Source organism: Haladaptatus sp. R4 (assembly GCF_001625445.1).
Lineage (GTDB): Archaea > Halobacteriota > Halobacteria > Halobacteriales > Haladaptataceae > Haladaptatus.
Genome location: NZ_LWHG01000011.1, coordinates 261,549 through 277,120, shown reverse-complemented (window position 1 = coordinate 277,120; position 15,572 = coordinate 261,549). Strand labels below are relative to the sequence as shown.

Annotated in this window: 16 protein-coding genes; 4 read left to right on the top strand and 12 right to left on the bottom strand. The window is 60.6% G+C overall.

Features of this window, described 5'->3' with window-relative positions; genetic code table 11:
- Positions 1-64: 64 nt before the first annotated feature.
- The gene (locus A4G99_RS05040; protein ID WP_082837710.1) at positions 65-1,453 is read right to left on the bottom strand and encodes a hemolysin family protein; all 1,389 of its coding nucleotides are present in this window, start codon (positions 1,451-1,453) and stop codon (positions 65-67) included.
- Between the two features lie 116 nt (positions 1,454-1,569).
- On the opposite strand from A4G99_RS05040, the gene A4G99_RS05035 reads away from it, so the two are divergent.
- The 3 genes from A4G99_RS05035 to A4G99_RS05025 are packed head-to-tail and all read left to right on the top strand — an operon-like array spanning position 1,570 to position 3,011.
- Positions 1,570-1,839: a glutathione S-transferase N-terminal domain-containing protein gene (locus A4G99_RS05035; RefSeq protein ID WP_066140220.1), complete on the top strand. Its 270-nt coding sequence runs from the start codon at positions 1,570-1,572 to the stop codon at positions 1,837-1,839.
- Positions 1,839-2,348, top strand: coding sequence for a redoxin domain-containing protein (locus A4G99_RS05030; protein ID WP_066140218.1), 510 nt, complete (start codon positions 1,839-1,841; stop codon positions 2,346-2,348). Before A4G99_RS05035 ends, A4G99_RS05030 begins: the two co-directional genes overlap by 1 nt.
- Before the next feature lie 51 nt (positions 2,349-2,399).
- Complete coding sequence (locus tag A4G99_RS05025) at positions 2,400-3,011, top strand: L-threonylcarbamoyladenylate synthase (protein WP_066140214.1); 612 nt, start codon at positions 2,400-2,402, stop codon at positions 3,009-3,011.
- Here the strand turns inward: A4G99_RS05025 and A4G99_RS05020 are convergent.
- Positions 2,994-3,653, bottom strand: coding sequence for a hypothetical protein (locus A4G99_RS05020; protein ID WP_066140211.1), 660 nt, complete (start codon positions 3,651-3,653; stop codon positions 2,994-2,996). The two genes, A4G99_RS05025 and A4G99_RS05020, sit on opposite strands and share 18 nt — an antisense overlap.
- 79 nt (positions 3,654-3,732) lie before the next feature.
- Here A4G99_RS05020 and A4G99_RS05015 point away from each other — a divergent pair, with 79 nt between their 5' ends.
- Entirely contained in the window at positions 3,733-4,392 is a 660-nt protein-coding gene (locus A4G99_RS05015; protein ID WP_066142340.1) for an Sjogren's syndrome/scleroderma autoantigen 1 family protein, read from the top strand.
- A gap of 38 nt (positions 4,393-4,430) precedes the next feature.
- Here the strand turns inward: A4G99_RS05015 and A4G99_RS05010 are convergent, their stop codons facing one another.
- The 10 genes from A4G99_RS05010 to A4G99_RS04965 form a co-directional block, all read right to left on the bottom strand.
- Positions 4,431-4,679 carry a hypothetical protein gene (locus A4G99_RS05010; protein WP_066140208.1) on the bottom strand — a complete coding sequence of 83 codons (249 nt, stop codon included), beginning with the start codon at positions 4,677-4,679 and terminating at the stop codon, positions 4,431-4,433.
- A gap of 190 nt (positions 4,680-4,869) precedes the next feature.
- Positions 4,870-7,275 carry a DEAD/DEAH box helicase gene (locus A4G99_RS05005; protein ID WP_066140207.1) on the bottom strand — a complete coding sequence of 802 codons (2,406 nt, stop codon included), beginning with the start codon at positions 7,273-7,275 and terminating at the stop codon, positions 4,870-4,872.
- 112 nt (positions 7,276-7,387) lie between these two features.
- Positions 7,388-7,963, bottom strand: coding sequence for a dolichol kinase (locus A4G99_RS05000; RefSeq protein WP_066140205.1), 576 nt, complete (start codon positions 7,961-7,963; stop codon positions 7,388-7,390).
- Between the two features lie 2 nt (positions 7,964-7,965).
- On the bottom strand, positions 7,966-9,693 hold the full coding sequence (gene glyS, locus A4G99_RS04995; RefSeq protein WP_066140202.1) for a glycine--tRNA ligase: 1,728 nt from the start codon (positions 9,691-9,693) through the stop codon (positions 7,966-7,968).
- The gene (locus A4G99_RS04990) at positions 9,690-10,538 is read right to left on the bottom strand and encodes a CBS domain-containing protein (RefSeq protein WP_066140195.1); all 849 of its coding nucleotides are present in this window, start codon (positions 10,536-10,538) and stop codon (positions 9,690-9,692) included. The genes glyS and A4G99_RS04990 overlap by 4 nt, the downstream gene beginning before the upstream one ends.
- Before the next feature lie 106 nt (positions 10,539-10,644).
- Entirely contained in the window at positions 10,645-11,214 is a 570-nt protein-coding gene (locus tag A4G99_RS04985; protein ID WP_066140193.1) for a hypothetical protein, read from the bottom strand.
- A 37-nt stretch (positions 11,215-11,251) separates the two neighbouring features.
- Positions 11,252-11,701 (bottom strand): hypothetical protein, encoded by a 450-nt coding sequence (locus A4G99_RS04980; RefSeq protein ID WP_066140191.1) that lies wholly within the window; start codon positions 11,699-11,701, stop codon positions 11,252-11,254.
- Positions 11,701-13,032: an ABC transporter ATP-binding protein gene (locus A4G99_RS04975; RefSeq protein WP_066140186.1), complete on the bottom strand. Its 1,332-nt coding sequence runs from the start codon at positions 13,030-13,032 to the stop codon at positions 11,701-11,703. The genes A4G99_RS04980 and A4G99_RS04975 overlap by 1 nt, the downstream gene beginning before the upstream one ends.
- The gene (locus A4G99_RS04970) at positions 13,029-14,105 is read right to left on the bottom strand and encodes an ABC transporter ATP-binding protein (RefSeq protein WP_066140184.1); all 1,077 of its coding nucleotides are present in this window, start codon (positions 14,103-14,105) and stop codon (positions 13,029-13,031) included. The genes A4G99_RS04975 and A4G99_RS04970 overlap by 4 nt, the downstream gene beginning before the upstream one ends.
- Positions 14,105-15,571 (bottom strand): ABC transporter permease, encoded by a 1,467-nt coding sequence (locus A4G99_RS04965; protein ID WP_066140178.1) that lies wholly within the window; start codon positions 15,569-15,571, stop codon positions 14,105-14,107. The genes A4G99_RS04970 and A4G99_RS04965 overlap by 1 nt, the downstream gene beginning before the upstream one ends.
- Between the last annotated feature and the right edge of the window lies 1 nt (position 15,572).

Sequence of the window (15,572 nt, the reverse complement as noted above, 5' to 3'; positions counted from 1 at the left end):
GCCCCGTTGTTCGGACGGGCGACATCCATTTTTCGGGCGATCAGTAAACGGCCATCAGCGACCGCTATTCCGCGCCGGATTCGACGCCTTCCTCGATGGTTTCGTCGATTGTATCGTCATCCAAGCGCGAGATGCGGGCTTTCATGATACGGGTGTTTTCGACCTGTTCGACGTGGAGGCGAACCCCGTCGTAGTCGATGTCCTCTCCTTCCTCCACGAGTCTGCCCGCCCGGTTGAAGATGAATCCGGCGATGGTCTCGAACTCCTCTCCCTCCGGCAGTTCGATTTCCATCGCCTCGTTCACTTCGTCGATGTTGACCTCGCCGCGGACGATGACGGTGTCCTCGTCGATGCGCTCTATCGGTTCTTCTTCCTCGCCGTCGAGGATTTCGCCGACGATTTCTTCGACCATGTCCTCCATGGTGACCAGTCCCTCCGTCGTTCCGAACTCGTCGATGACGATGACCATCTGCATCCGGTTTTCGCGCATCTCCGTCAGCAGTTCGTCCACGTTCTTGCTCTCGGGGACGTGGAGGGTCGGCTGAATCAGGTTGCTGAGTTTCAGTCCGTCCGGCGTCGTTTCGCCGTAGTTCTTCTCTCGAACGAGGTCACGAACGGTGACGATGCCGATGACGTTGTCAAGACTCCCCTCGTACACCGGAACGCGCTCGTGACCCGACTGGACGAGCGTCTCGATGGCCTCGTCAACGCTCGAATCCTGGGGAACGGCGGTCATGTCGAGGCGGGGCGTCATCACCTCCTTGGCGATGGTGTTGTTGAACCGGAAGATCCGTTGAAGCATCTCGCGTTCGTCCTCCTCGATGACACCCTCGCGCTCGCCGGTCTGAATCATGTTCTGAATCTCGTCGCGGGTCACGTACGACGTCTCGATGGCCGATTGGCCGCCCGTGACGCTGTTTATCGCTCGCGTGAGATGGTCGAAGAGGATGACGAGCGGCATGAGAAGCGTCTCGGAGTACTTGAGCGGTCGGGCGATTCTGAGCGACCATGACTCCGTGTTCTCGACCGCGTACGATTTCGGCGCGATCTCTCCGAACAACAGGACGAGCGTCGTAATGCCGAACGTGGAGACGAGGACGGCCACACCGGGGTCGAAGTAGTAGCCGACGATGACCGTCGCGATGGACGACATCGCGATGTTGACGATATTGTTACCGACGAGAATCGTCACGAGCAGTCGGTGGGGGTCGCTTTTCAGCGATTTGACTATTTTCGCCCCCGGAACGCCGTCTTCGACGAGCGCGTCGATGCGATGCTTCGCGAGCGAAAACATAGCAATTTCCGAGGAGGAGAAGAACGCAGACAGTAAGAGAAGCACGAAAATGAGGACGATCCCGCCCCACCGGACGATCGGTCCGTTGGGCTGAACGTCCAGCATACTATTCAGTGGCGCAGTCTGTGAGAGGGCGATGAGTGTCGGAGAGAGTCCCATTTGATAACCCATCTTGACCGTCAGCGGGATTAACTCTTTATCCTTTTCCCTGCTAAATATCGAGCGAAACTGCCGAGAACGAAGACCTTACACGTGTTTCGGCCCAATCAGGGTGTATGAGCACCGAGGCGACAAATCCGGCCATCACGCTGTACCGACTGCAGGCGTGTCCGTACTGCGAGCGCGTGGTTCGAAAACTACAGGAGTACGACCTCCCGTACCAGTCGCGATTCATCGAACCCATGCACTCGGATCGAAACGTCGTCAAACGCATCAGCGGCAAACGAACCGTCCCGGCCATCGTGGACGGGAACACGGGCGTAACGATGAGCGAGAGCGCGAACATCGTCCAGTACCTCGAAAATACCTACGGAGGGGCCGAATAATGCCTGACTTCGACGTGGTCGAACTCGGTGAAGCGGACCACCCGGAAATCGGCGAGACGGTCCCCGATTTCACTCGCCCGCTGGTCAACACGGAGTTCTGGGAGAACGCCTCCCTGTCGGATATCACGGCCGACGGACGGACCCTGCTCGTCTTCCACAGCATGGACGGCGCGTTCCCGGCGACCTACGTGTGGAACGAACTGCGTGACCGCGCGTGGGACGACACGTACGACGTGCAAATCGTCGGCCTGTCGATCTCGTCGCCGTACGAGCACAAGACCCTCATCGAGGAGCGCGAAATCGAGTATAGCCTGTTCAGCGACCCCGCGAACGACGTCGCGGAAGACTACGGCATCGTGAACGACCTGGACGGGATGGAAGGCATCAGCGAACCGCGACCGGCGATGTTCCTCTTGGACGAGGACCGCACCGTGGAGTACGCGTGGGTCGCGACCGAGTGGCCCGACTTCCCGGACTACGACGAAGTCGAAAGTGCCATCGAAGGCTGAATCGAGAACGGACGACGCTACGCTTTTTTCGTGGAACCCACAACGTCAGGTATGAACGACGAACGAGACGACACGCACGAAGACGAACTCGACAGGGCGGCGCGTGCCATCCGAAATGGGGAACTCGTGGTCTATCCCACCGAAACGGTGTACGGCCTCGCTGCCGACGCGGTGGACTCCACAGCCATCGAGCGTGTGTTCGACGCGAAGCGACGAGCGCGCGAGAAACCGATTTCGCTCGCGGTTCCGAACGTGGAGACCGCACGGGAGTACGTCCGCCCGACGACACGCGAAACGGCGTTCATGGACGAATTCCTTCCCGGACCGGTGACCGTGCTCTGTGAGAAGCGGGACGTCGTTCCGGACCTCCTCACGGGCGGGCGCTCCCACGTCGGGATTCGGATTCCGGACCAACCGCTCGCGCTGGAACTGCTCCGGCGAGTCTCACCCATCACCAGCACGAGTGCCAACGTGAGCGGCCGGGGAAGCGTCACGCTGCTCGACGAACTCGACGACGAGATTCGGGATGCCGCCGCAGTCGTCATCGACGGCGGTGAAACCGGCGGGACCGGAAGCACCGTGGTGAACATCGAACGGGGGGAGATCCTCCGCCGCGGCGAAAACGCCGACGCGATCGAAGCGTGGCTAGCCGCCGAGGAGTGAGCGAAGCGTTCTGGTTTTCACCCCGCATTCGGTTCGATACTCACAGGCGTCGCATTTCGACGTGTTCGTCAGTCGTGGCGGTGGGCCGTCGATGGCGCGGGCGGTGCGAAGAACGCGCCGATACGCCGCCTTCCGGCGCGTCGAGAGGGCGATTTTACGCACGATACCGTGTGCCGGATACTCCACGAACGCGCGTTCGATCATCCGTTCGTACTCCCACGAGAGCGCCTTCGCTGCGGCGATGACTCGGACGCTCTGTGGCTCCCAGATACCCGTTTCGGGTGGCGTTCCGGTAAAGATCATCGACGGAACTGGCGGGTCGCCGTCGAGGACTTTGTGAACGATTCCGCGACAATCCTTTCCCTCGACGAGTCGGTCGCGTTCCGATGGGTCGGCGAGGGTTTCCCAGTCTTCAAGGTGTGTTGCGCGTTCGAGATTCTCCCGGAATCGGTCGGGTGAGACTTCTAACGGGAGGTCCGCGAGTTCGGAGGTGGGCGCATCGATCAATCGGTCGTACTGATACGCGAGTTCGCGTCGTTCGGTGACGGTGTCCGGGACGGTGATGTCGTCCGTCCGTCGATAGTAGAGTTTTCGCGGGCAGTACGTAGCGGCTTCGAGGTCGCTGAATGGAATCTTCGACACGGCGGTTCTGGCCCCGGTTTCGTATATAAACCTCGGGGTGAGGGAAAGGGGCAAGAGTTTGGAGGGTCTTGGTTCGCTCATGAGTGACTTCGATAAGGAAGCGGAGCGAGAGAAACTCCGCCAGCAGTACGAAGACGATAGGAAGGAGCGAAAGTCGACCCAGCGGATGAGCGAACTGCTGTTGCAAGGTGCGACGATGACGGGAAAGCACTGCGACACCTGCGGTGACCCCATTTTTCGCTACGACGGAAACGAGTTCTGTTCGACGTGCCAGCAGGAAGCGTCCGAATCGGCGGGGGAAAACGAGGAAGCGACCGCGGATGAATCGGCCGTTGAGGCCACGAATCAGAACGTGAGCGAAATCGAGACCGAACCGGCGGAACCGGACCAGCCACAACAGCGGAGTCAACCGGAGAATCAACCGCCGCATCCGACCCCACAGCGCCCACCGTCTCAGCAACCGCCGACGCATCGAGCGCGACGTGCGCCGCCGAGTCAAACGAGCGGAAACGAGGCGGACGAACGGCCACGGCAACCCGAGCCACGAACATCAGGACGAACGCAGACGACAGGTGAAGCGGGTGACCTCACCGAGGCACGGAACGCACTGGTTCGAAAACTGACGACCCTCACGAGGGAGGCCGAAAGCACGAACGATGTGGGCTATTCGCGTGAACTGCTGGCCGCAACGCGAGAAGCGGCGGAAGCGCTCGCTGCGCTCGACCGGGCGAATCGATAAGTCGAATCAAAAAGCGTCGAGGCGAACGATTCTCGCGACTATCGTTCAACAGCGAACAGGAGTTGGTGCTCCGTGCTACTGACTTCCTGCACGAAGTCGAGTCGCGTGACGTCCAAGGCGTATCCGAGGTCGAGGTCGAAATCCGAGTTGCCGTGCGAGTGCTCGTCCGCTACGGCGTGCTGTGGGTCGCCGTACAGTTCCTGCTCGCTCGTCGAGCGGCTAACCTCGTGTTGCGGTTTTCCGTACCGCTTTTCGACCTCCCACTCCTCCTCGTCATACTCCCTCATGGGACGGGGTAACATAGTTTACTCTCTATCGGGTAAATGAGGGTGACGGATTAAAGCGTAGTGACTGTTCACGACGTTTACCCACGTTCATTCGTCCCATACGAGCGGGAAATGACCGGATTTAGGCTGTGCTGACCGACTGTACGGATGTGGTCGGTAAACACCACTGCTGTCGGGCAGTAACCACCGGTTACGGGTCGTACGCCTCGGCCACGACCTCGCGGATTCGGTCGGCGGTTATCTCGCCGACGCCCTGTGTCTCCATAAGCTCGTCTTTCGAAGCGGTCATGACCGCTTGTACGGACCCGAACGCTTCCAATAAAGCACGAGCAGTGACTGGACCGATGTCCGCGATGGAGGCGACGACGTACTCCTGTTGTTCGGAACGCGTCTTCGAGTGTTTGTCACCGTGCACCGAAACCTCACGCTGTGCGACCTCCTGTTCCCGCGTGGCGATGACTTCGAGCAAATCCGTCGTGTCCTTCTCGTCTTCCGTTCGGAGGACGCTCGCGCCGAAATCGACTGCAAGCGAAGCGATTGCACCGCGAACCGCGTTCGGGTGGACGTTACGCTGTTCGTAGAGATCCTCGCCTTCGATGATGACGACGGGGCGGGCGTAGTGGCGGTTCATGTCCCCGACTTGCTCGAACATCGATCGGTCGCTTCCGACGAGCGTATCGAGGAAGTCGCTCACCGATTTGCGCTCGACTGCGACCCGGTCGCTCAGAACGTAGTCGCCGACGGCGAGCGTTTCGAGGCGAACGTCCACGCCGTCCCGCGCGGAGAGGTCGCGGGCGATGTTCGCGTCGAGTTCACGCTGGTCGGCGACGATTTCGACGTTGTCGGAGTTGTCGCGTTTGCGCGCCGTCGCCACGACGCCGTCGGGGGCGGTTTCGTCGTCCGCGCTAGCGTCACTGTCGGCGTTTTTCTCACCCGTGTCGTCCGCCGACTTCGTATCGAACTCCTGTAGTCCGTGGCTCACTTCGTTCGCCCCGTTCCCGTCGCCGCCGAACGACCCGAGCGTCTGCTGTGAGTCGTCCAGTTCCTCCTCGACTTCCTTGGCGACGCCCTTGAGTTTCCGCAACTCGGCTTCCATTTCGTCCTCCCGACGCTTGGAGATCCAGAAGTACGCCTCGTCGCGGGTGTCCTCGGCGAGCAGGACGACAACCTGGCCCTGTGCCTGCCGACCTGTCCGTCCTTTGCGCTGAATAGATCGCACCGCGGTCGGAACGGGTTCGTAAAACAGCACCAAATCCACTTCCGGCACGTCCAGGCCTTCCTCCGCAACGGATGTCGAGACGAGCACTTCGAACTCGCCGGCCCGAAAGTTGTCGAGCGCCTCCTGCTGTTCCTTCTGGGTCATTCCGTCGCTCCCGTCCTTGTCTCCCTGTCCGACGAACCGTCGGGCGTCGAAGTTTTCGTTGAAGAATTCCGTCAGCGTCTCGGCCGTATCGCGCGATTCGGTGAAGACGATGATTCGCTGGCCGCCGTCCACGAGCGTCTGGGCGAGGTAGGTGTGTGCCTTGCGGAACTTGGGGTGTCGGTCGTCGTATTGGGTCGCCTTCCGCATCGCCTCCTGTACCTTGGGGTCGGAGACGAACCGTTGGCTCGCCTTCGACGCACCCGACGAGCGGGCGGCGTTGCGTTGGCGTTCGAAATACCGACGGAGGGATTCGACGCTCTGGGTCTCCGCGAGTTCGACCGCACGGCGGAGTTTCATCACCTCCGCGTGGGCGGACATACCCTTGTACCCCTCCGACTGGTCGTTATTGATGAGTTTCTGCAACTCGCCGCGAACCTTGTTCAGGTCCTTCTGGGACACGTCAGGTCGCGTGGTGTTGATGACGCCGAGGGTTTTCAGGCGTTCCAACCGGTCCTTGATGACCTCGTTCAGCGCATCCCGGATTTCGATGATGTTGTCGGGGAGTTGTACGCGGACCCACTCCACGTCCGTGTCGTGGGTGTACGTCGAAACGTCGCTGTCGTCCTCGGTCATCACCTCGACTTCGTGCAGGCCGAGGTTTTCACACACCTCCATGATCGACTCCTTGTCGCCGCCCGGCGACGCGCTCATCCCGGTAACGAGCGGGTCGTGTGCGTCCGAATGGTACCGTTCGGCGATGTAGTTGTACGCGTAGTCACCGGTCGCGCGATGACACTCGTCGAAGGTGATGTGGGTCACCGGGCCGAGGTCGATTCGCCCGCCGACGATGTCGTTTTCCACGACCTGTGGCGTGGCGATGATGACTTTCGCCGACTTCCACAGCTTCGAACGCTCGTCCGGGCGGACCTCGCCGGTGAACACGACGATGTCCTCGTCGGGTATCGAGAGGGCTTGCCGATAGAAATCCGCGTGCTGATTCACCAGCGGTTTCGTCGGCGCGAGGAAGAGGGACTTGCCACCCACCTCGTTGAACCGCTCCGCCGTGACGAGTAAGCTAACGGTCGTCTTTCCCAACCCAGTCGGGAGACAGACGAGCGTGTGATCGTTGCGTGCGGTTCCGGCGAGTTGAATCTGGTAGAGTCGCCGCTCGATGAACGAGGGAGCGAGATAGGGGTGTTCCACGTAGTTCTGTTCCGTGTCCGTGGTCGCCATTCGTCGTGAGTTTGGTCGTCATTCGGTTAAAGGGTTCGTGTAGCGAGGTGAAAGTGGTCGGCAAAGGTTTATACGGGAAGACGGAACCACGACGACCTGAGAGGTGAGAGGATCAGAACAGCATCGGCAGATACCGAAGCGCGACGAACATCGCCACGGCGGCACCGAGAGGAATCGTGAGGTTGTCGTCGATGACGTAGCCCGCGATGACGGGTTTCATGCCGTCCGCGAGGGTCGCCGCGATTGCGCCGAGAACTGCGGCGGGGAACGGCAGTCCGAGGACGGACGCGATGAGGAGACAGACGGCAAACGTGACGAGAAGGGTGTGAGCCGCTTTGATTCCCAGTTCCCCGGATCCGATGAGACCACTGATGGGGTCGGCGATGGTCAGCATGAGCATCGCCGGGATGGCGATTCGCGGTTCGAACACCCACGCAGTCGCCGTCATTCCGAAGAAGTACAGCGCGTACCCCGCGAGGTTGTCCTGTTCGTACGAACGCGTGAGCTCGTCGTAAATCCGCCAGTCGAGACCGACGAACAGGCGAAGGATTTCGAGGACGAGCGCGACAGCCGAACCGACGAGGAGAAGCCAGCGCAGTTGCTGCCACTTCAGCAGGCCCAACAGGTACAGCGCCGGGAGTCCGGTTCCGCTGACGTGTACCAGTCTGCGCTTGACTTCGCCCGACACGGTTAGAGGTCCGAGAAGGCGCGGTCACCGCTCCGGAGTTCGGAGAGGAAATCCGGAAGGTCGGAGACGGCAACGCGGACCTGGTCGGTCGAATCCCGTTCACGGAGGGTCACGGTGCCGTCTTCCAACCCTTCGTAATCGACCGTCACGCAGAACGGCGTGCCGACTTCGTCCTGTCGGCGATACCGACGGCCGATGTTACCCGAATCGTCGTAGGTGGCGTCGAAGCCGTGCGTTCTGAGTTCGGCCGCGATTTCCCGAGCCTGCTCGCCCATACCGTCCTTGTCCATGAGCGGGAAGACGCCGACCGTCGTCGGCGCGAGTTCGGGTTCGAGTGCCAACCGCGTTCGCGTCTCGCCTTCGATTTCGTCCGTCTCGTACGCGTGGTCGAGGACGGTGTAGAGCACGCGACCGATACCGATGGACGGTTCGACGACGTGCGGCGTGATGTGCTCGCCGGATTCCTTGACTTCGTCGACGCTGAACCCGGTTTTCTCGACCGGAACCGTGTAGGAGTCGCCGTCGGCTTCGACGGTTACCGCGTCGCCGTCGAACGCGGTGCGGTCGCGTTCCGCGAGCGTCTGGAGCGCCTCGGAGATGTCGGCGGCCGCCCCGCCGAATTCGGGACCGAGATAGCTCATGTCGGGGTCGACGGTCGCACGTTCGACCACTTTCGGCTCGTCGTACTGCCGGAAGAGGGTGAAGTCCTCGTCGGAGTAGGTGTCGTGTTTCGAGAGGTCGTAGTCGCTCCGGTAGGAGTAACCGGTTATCTCCACCCAGTCGCCGTCGATTTCCGCTTCGGCGTCCCAACAGTCGCTCGAATAGTGAGCCCGCTCGCCTTCGAGGTGTTGGCGGAACCGGAAGCGGTCCATGTCCACGCCGATTCGCTCGTACCACTCCTGGCCGACGCCGAGGTAGTAGGCGATCCAGTCGCTGGCGATGATACCCTCTTCGACCGCCTCGCCGATGGTCGTGTAGATGTACTCGCCTTCGTCGGCGTTCTGCTCGACGGCGGAGTACAGCATCACCTCGATGTCCTCGACCAGATGGAGCGGCGGTTCGTCGGTTTCGGGGTCGATGAAGTGTTCGAGTTCGGCTTGCGTGAACTCACGGACGCGAATGATGGATTTCCGGGGGCTGATTTCGTTCCGGTACGCCTTCCCGACCTGGGTGATACCGAACGGGAGGCTATTGCGGGCGTACTCCTTGAGCCGCGGAAATTCCACGAAGATGCCCTGTGCCGTCTCCGGACGCAGGTAGCCGGGTTGGCCCGAACCGGGGCCGATGTCCGTCTCGAACATGAGGTTGAAATCCTCGACCGGTTCGCCTGCGAGCGGGGTATCACAGGTCGGACAGTGGAGGTCGTTGTCGGCGATGAGTTCGCCGACCTCTTCGAGCGGCAGGGCTTCCGCGTCCTCGATGTCCGTGTTGTCCTCGATGAGGTGGTCGGCGCGGTGGCTCTCGCCACATTCCGGGCACTCGACCAGCATGTCGTCGAAGCCGTCGAGATGGCCCGACGCCTCGAAGACGGGTTCGGGCATGATGGTCGGCGCTTCGATTTCGCGGTGGCCCTCCTGTACCTGAAAGCGGTCACGCCACGAGTCCTCGATGTTTCGTTTGAGTGCCGCGCCCTGCGGACCGTAGACGTAGAATCCCGAGACACCGCCGTAGGCTTCCGACGACTGGAAGAAGAACCCACGTCGTTTGGCGAGTTCTACCAGATCCGTCATTTTAGCGCCTCCAGCAAGTTCACGTCTCGGACGATGCCGACGAGTTGGTCGCCGCTGACGAGCGGGACCTGTTCGATATCGTTCGTGAGCATCGTCTGGGCGACCTCGCGCGCTTTCTTGTGCTTCGAGACCGTCACCACGTCCTCCGTCATGAACTCGCTGACGGGTGCGGACGGGATTTGGACGTTTCGCGTCGGGATGTAACTGTTTCCGACCGATTTGATTCCTTCCCACATCCACGCGTCGTCCTCGTTCGCGATACTGCCGCCGGTGTCGTCCTCGCCTTCGACCACGCGCACGACTTCGATGATGTCGACTTCGGTGAGGATTCCGTCCATATCACCCTCTTCGTTGAGCGTGACCGCGTACGGCACGTTCGCGTAGTAGATTTCGCGTTCGGCGACCGTCAGCGGCGTCTCGACGTAGCAGGTGTTCACGTCGAGGCTCGCCAGTTCGCCGACTTCCGTATCGCCGTTCGCTTCGCTCTCGGCGATGGCTCGGACGACGTCAGTGACGGTGACGATTCCTTCGAGTTCACCGTCCACGACCGGGACACGTCGGGTTTGTTCCTCCAACATCAGGACGGCAACGTCCTCGATGGACGCGTCCTGCGTCGTCGTCGCGACATCCCGCATCAGGATGGCGAGTTGGTCTTCGTCGGGGTTTTCGATGAGGTCATCGCGCGATATGAGGCCACGGTACTGTTCGCCGTCATCCGTCTGTTTAACGACAGGGACGGAGGAAAACGACAGTTCCTGCAAGTAATCGAGCACGTCGTCGCGCGTGCCCGGAAGCTCGACAGTGACCACATCAGACCTGGGTGTCATCGCTTCGGCAACGTTCATACGCGCCGGATACGGTTTCACCCTTCTTGTACCCTACGAAGCGTGAGGGGTGAAATCGGACTGAGACTCCGAAACCGGGACTTCGACATCGGAAAAAAGGCGGGAGCTATTCTTCGTGGTGATCGCCGACCGGCGACTCGACGACGTAGTTCTCGTACTTCTCCGGGTTCGGGAAGAACTTGGTGTAATCGTCGTGACGGAACGTCCCGTGGACGGTACCGTCCAACGTCTGGACGTAGCTGAACATCTCGTCCTCGTTCATGGCGTTTTTCACCAAGCCTGGCGCGTGCATCATCTCGTAGGTTCCGGCGAGAAGGATCACCGTTTCGGTGTCGGGGTCGAGGAACTGCGTGAGCATGAACACACGCGAACTGACCTCCTTTCGGAAGACCCGATATTGTGGGAACGTCCCCGCTTCGACCGCCTCGCGGAGGTCGTCGGCGTGGTTGTCCGGGATGACGTAGACGAACCCGAACCGGTCGGTGTCGCCGGCGTCCTTGTTTTCCGGGGCCGTATGAGTTGCAGCCACTTTGACGACGTTCCACCCGTCGGATTCGAGTTCGTCCGCCATCGCGTTCATGTCTTCGAGCGTCATCCCCCACGCGTCCTTCTCCGCATCGGCGTTGGCCGCGATACGCTCGGCATAGTTTCCGCCTTCGTCACCGGTCTCTGGCATACAGCCATGTCAGGTTCCGAAACGGTAAAAACTGTTGTTACACGCCAACGCCGAAGACGGCTTCCATGAGAAACGACGCGAGGAGAACGAAAAGGCTGGCGATGAACAACTTCGCACCGGGTGAGAGGCGTTCCTCGGGCGGGATGGAGTACTGCGGGAGCGGCGGGACCCGCTGTACCGCCGACTGAAATCGGGTCTCCTCACGCGCACCGATGGCCTCACCGGTCTCCGTGTTCCGATCGACGTCGACGCGTCCCTCCGACCGGTCTACCTTCCACCGACGGGAGGGATAGAGCGCGAACGTACCGTATCCGAACAACAAGATACCGACGAGAAACAGGAAGTACTTCACGCCGACGAGATCGCTACCGAGCGCGAAACAGATGACAGCGCCGATAAAGAAGACCAACCCAGTCACCACGATAGCGTAGACGAGCGCGTCTATCGCCTGTCGAAACCGCCGAGGGGACTGGTCTGGTTCGACCATTACCGCATCGTGTAGGGCGTGAATTCGTCCGGCTCCTCGTACGATTCGAGGTGACGGTGACAGTGGCTGAAGCGACCGGAGTCGCTCACGACGTTGTCGCTGGGCGAGTCCGAGTCACAGACGCTTCCGAACACGTCACGAAGATACTCGCGCGCTTGCTCTTCGTCGTTGTTCTCGATGTAGCCCGACGCTTCGTCGATGTGCTGTTGGACTTTCTGCGGCACTTCCACATCGGTGAACAACTCCTGTTGGATCTCACTGATGTCGGAGAACCGAGTATCCATGCCGAGCATCTCCTTCACCTGATCGGTCATCGAACGTTCGGCGCGGGAACGTTCGCGAACGACTTCGCGGAAGATTTCGATGTTGACCCAGAGGTCGTCGTCCATGTCTTGGAACTCCTCCGGTCGAATCTTCATCGGACAGCGTGTACTGAACGGACAGCCTTTCGGTGGGTCACGTGGACTCGGTGGAGTCCCGCGAAGCGTGACTCGCTCACCGCGGGCCGTCGGGTCCGGGTCCGGAATCGCCGAGAGGAGCGAAATCGTGTACGGGTTTTTCGGGTTCTCGAACAGTTCCTCCGTCGGACCGAGTTCCATTATGTGACCCAGATACATCACGGCGACACGGTCACAGATGTGCCGAACCACGGAGAGGTCGTGGGCGATGAACAGGTACGTCAGGCCGAACTCGTTCTGCAGGTCTTCGAGCAGGTTGAGAATCTGGGCCTGCACGGAGACGTCCAGCGCCGAGACCGGTTCGTCCAGCACGATGAACTCCGGTTCGAGCGCGAGCGCGCGGGCGATACCGACACGCTGGCGCTGGCCACCCGAGAACTGGTGCGGGTAACGGTAGTAGTGTTCGGGTTGGAGTCCGACGACGTCCAGTAGTTCACGGACGTGTTCACGACGCTCCCGCGGCGTCTTCCAGTCGTGAACGTCGAGCGGTTCGCGGATGATTTCGCCGACCGTCATCCGGTCGTTGAGGCTGGATTCGGGGTCCTGAAAGACCATCTGGCTGTTTCGTCGCCAGTTTTTGAGATCTTTGCCCGACAGTTGGGTGATGTCGGTGCCGTCGAACAGCACTTCGCCGGACGTCGCTTCCTCCAGTTGGATGAGCGTCCGGCCGAGCGTCGATTTTCCACAGCCGGATTCGCCGACCAACCCGAGCGTTTCGCCGCGTTGAATATCGACGGAGACACCGTCAACAGCTTTGACGGGGGTCGAGTCGATGAGACCACCCTCGCCGTAGTAGGTTTTCAGCTCGTTGATTTCCACGAGCGTTTCGCCTGTCTCGACCGACGGGGATTTGCTCTTCTGTACTTCGCTCATAGTTTGTCCTCACTTTCGGTTGCCATATTGCGATGCACGTCGATGGCTTCTGATTGTGACACGTCTTCGGGATACAGGAGACACGCCGCAGTGTGCCTGTCCGCGTTTTCGTTGACCTCGACCGGGACCGGGTGAACCGAATCGCACGAGTCGAACGCCTCGGGACATCGAGGCGCGAATCGACAGTACGTGGCGGGTTCGTTCGGCGTCGGAACGTCACCCTCAATGGTGACGAGGCGGTCCGACTCGGGGGCGTTGCCCGGAATGCTTCGCAGCAGACCACGGGTGTACGGGTGTCGTGGATTCTCGAACAGTTCCACGACGGGCGCACTTTCGATGATTTCGCCCGCGTACATGACGTTCACGCGGTCGGCGATTTCCGCGATGACGCCCATGTCGTGCGTGATGAACATGATCGCGAGGTCGCGTTCCTCCTGGAGTTCATCCAGCAGTTCGAGGATCTGGGCCTGAATCGTCACGTCGAGCGCCGTCGTCGGCTCGTCACAGATGAGCAGTTCGGGGTCACACGCGAGCGCCATGGCGATGACCGCCCGCTGACGCATGCCGCCGGAGAACTCGTGTGGGTACTCCTTGATGCGGCGACCGGCGTCGGGGATACCGACCGCTTCGAGGAGATTGATAGCCTCCTTTGTCGCCGCGGTTCCGGTCATATCTTGATGGAGACGGAGTGCCTCCTTGATCTGGTTCCCGACGCTGTAGACGGGGTTCAGGCTCGTCAGTGGGTCCTGGAACACCATCGCGATGTCACCGCCGCGGATCTGTCGGTACTCCTTTTCGGATTTATCCGTCAGTTCCTCGTCCTTGAAACGGATGCTACCGTCGAGGATGCGTCCGGGCGATTTGATGAGGCCCATGATGGAGCGTGCAGTGACGCTCTTTCCGGACCCGGATTCGCCGACGATACCGACCGTCTCTCCGGGTCTGATGTCGAACGAAACGCCGTCACAGGCACGGATGACCTCTTTGTCGGTGAAGAAGGCCGTCTGAAGGTTTTCGACCGACAGAATCGGCTCCCTGTCGGCGATGGACGTGGGTTGTTGGCTCGACGCCATTATGCACCACTCCCTCCTGTCGCGGCGACTTCAGCACCGCCGTCGTCACCCGTTTCGCTCTGTGGGTCGACCGCGTCTCGGATACCGTCACCGAGCGCGTTGAACGCGGTGACGATGAGCACGATGAGTACGCCCGGAATGAGCGAGATGTGCCACGAGGCGGTCGTCGTGTAGGTCTGCCCGACGCTTATTGCACGACCCCATTCCGGCGTCGGTGCGTTGATACCGAGACCGAGGAATGACAGCGCTGCGACGGAGATGATGATACCGCCGAGCGTCATCGAGGAGTAGACGAGCAGATAGCCGAGGATGTACGGAGCCATGTGCTTCTTCATGGTCGTAACCGGGCTCTGCCCGAAGCTCTTTGCGGCGTCGATCCACTCCTGTTCGGATACCTGCATCGCGGGGCCGCGCACTGCACGCCAGAGGAACGGCCAACCAGTTGCGGCGAACAGCAGTGCGAACAACAGACCGCCGTTGTAAATCTTCCCGAGCCACGTACTCTTTAACACGTACGAGAGCAGGATGAGGAGTAGCAGGCGCGGAATCGACATCACAGAGTCACCGACGACGACGACCAAGAGATCGACTGCACCCTTGTAGTACGCCGTCAGGAGCGCGAACGCCGTCGCGATGAGACCGCTCACGATGATGGACGTGAGGCCGATGAACAGCGAGACGCGAGCGCCGTGCATCATGAAGGTAAATAAGTCCTTACCGGTCGGTAACGTGCCGAACGGATGATATCGACCGTAGTCGTCGTAGGTCATCGGACCGACGTTTCCGCTTGAACCTTCCGATTGGGAGTCCGAGTTGGCGTCACCGATGAGAGCTTCCTTGACCTGATTGGAATCCTTGTCGAGGTATTTAATCTGGTGGGAGTACGGATCCTGGATATTACGTTCGAGGGTCGTCGGCCCGAGTGCGGGCGCGAAAATCGCCATCACGACGAACATGAAGACGACGACGAACCCGAACAGTCCCCACGTGTGGTTGCGGAACCGGTTGACCATGTCGTCACGGGGCGTCCAGTCGGCGTATCGATAGTGCTCTCGGAACGTGAGATAGCCGCGCCAGAGCCAGTACAGGAATGCGAGCGTGTAGGCATAGACGAGGACGACGCGGATGGCCCAGACGACTGCCGGGGACAATCCGAGGAACGTCCCTTTCCACCCACCGGACGGCGATTGCCAGCCGGTGTTGTCGAAGATGCTCCTCGATAGCAGCGTCGGCAAGTCCGACAGTGCGTCACCGAAGGTCGCAAACGGTGCGGCGATGGGTTTGAGGAACGCCAGTTTATCGACAAACGTTCCCCACGGAACTGCCATTATCATGCCCCACAGCGCACCGAATTCGAGTGCGAGGAGCACGAGGAATCCGGCGAGCCAGAGGGCCGCCGGTCGTGGGTTGTCTGCGATACGTTCGCGGAGGGATTTTTCCTCTCGAATAGCGGAATTGGTACTCATG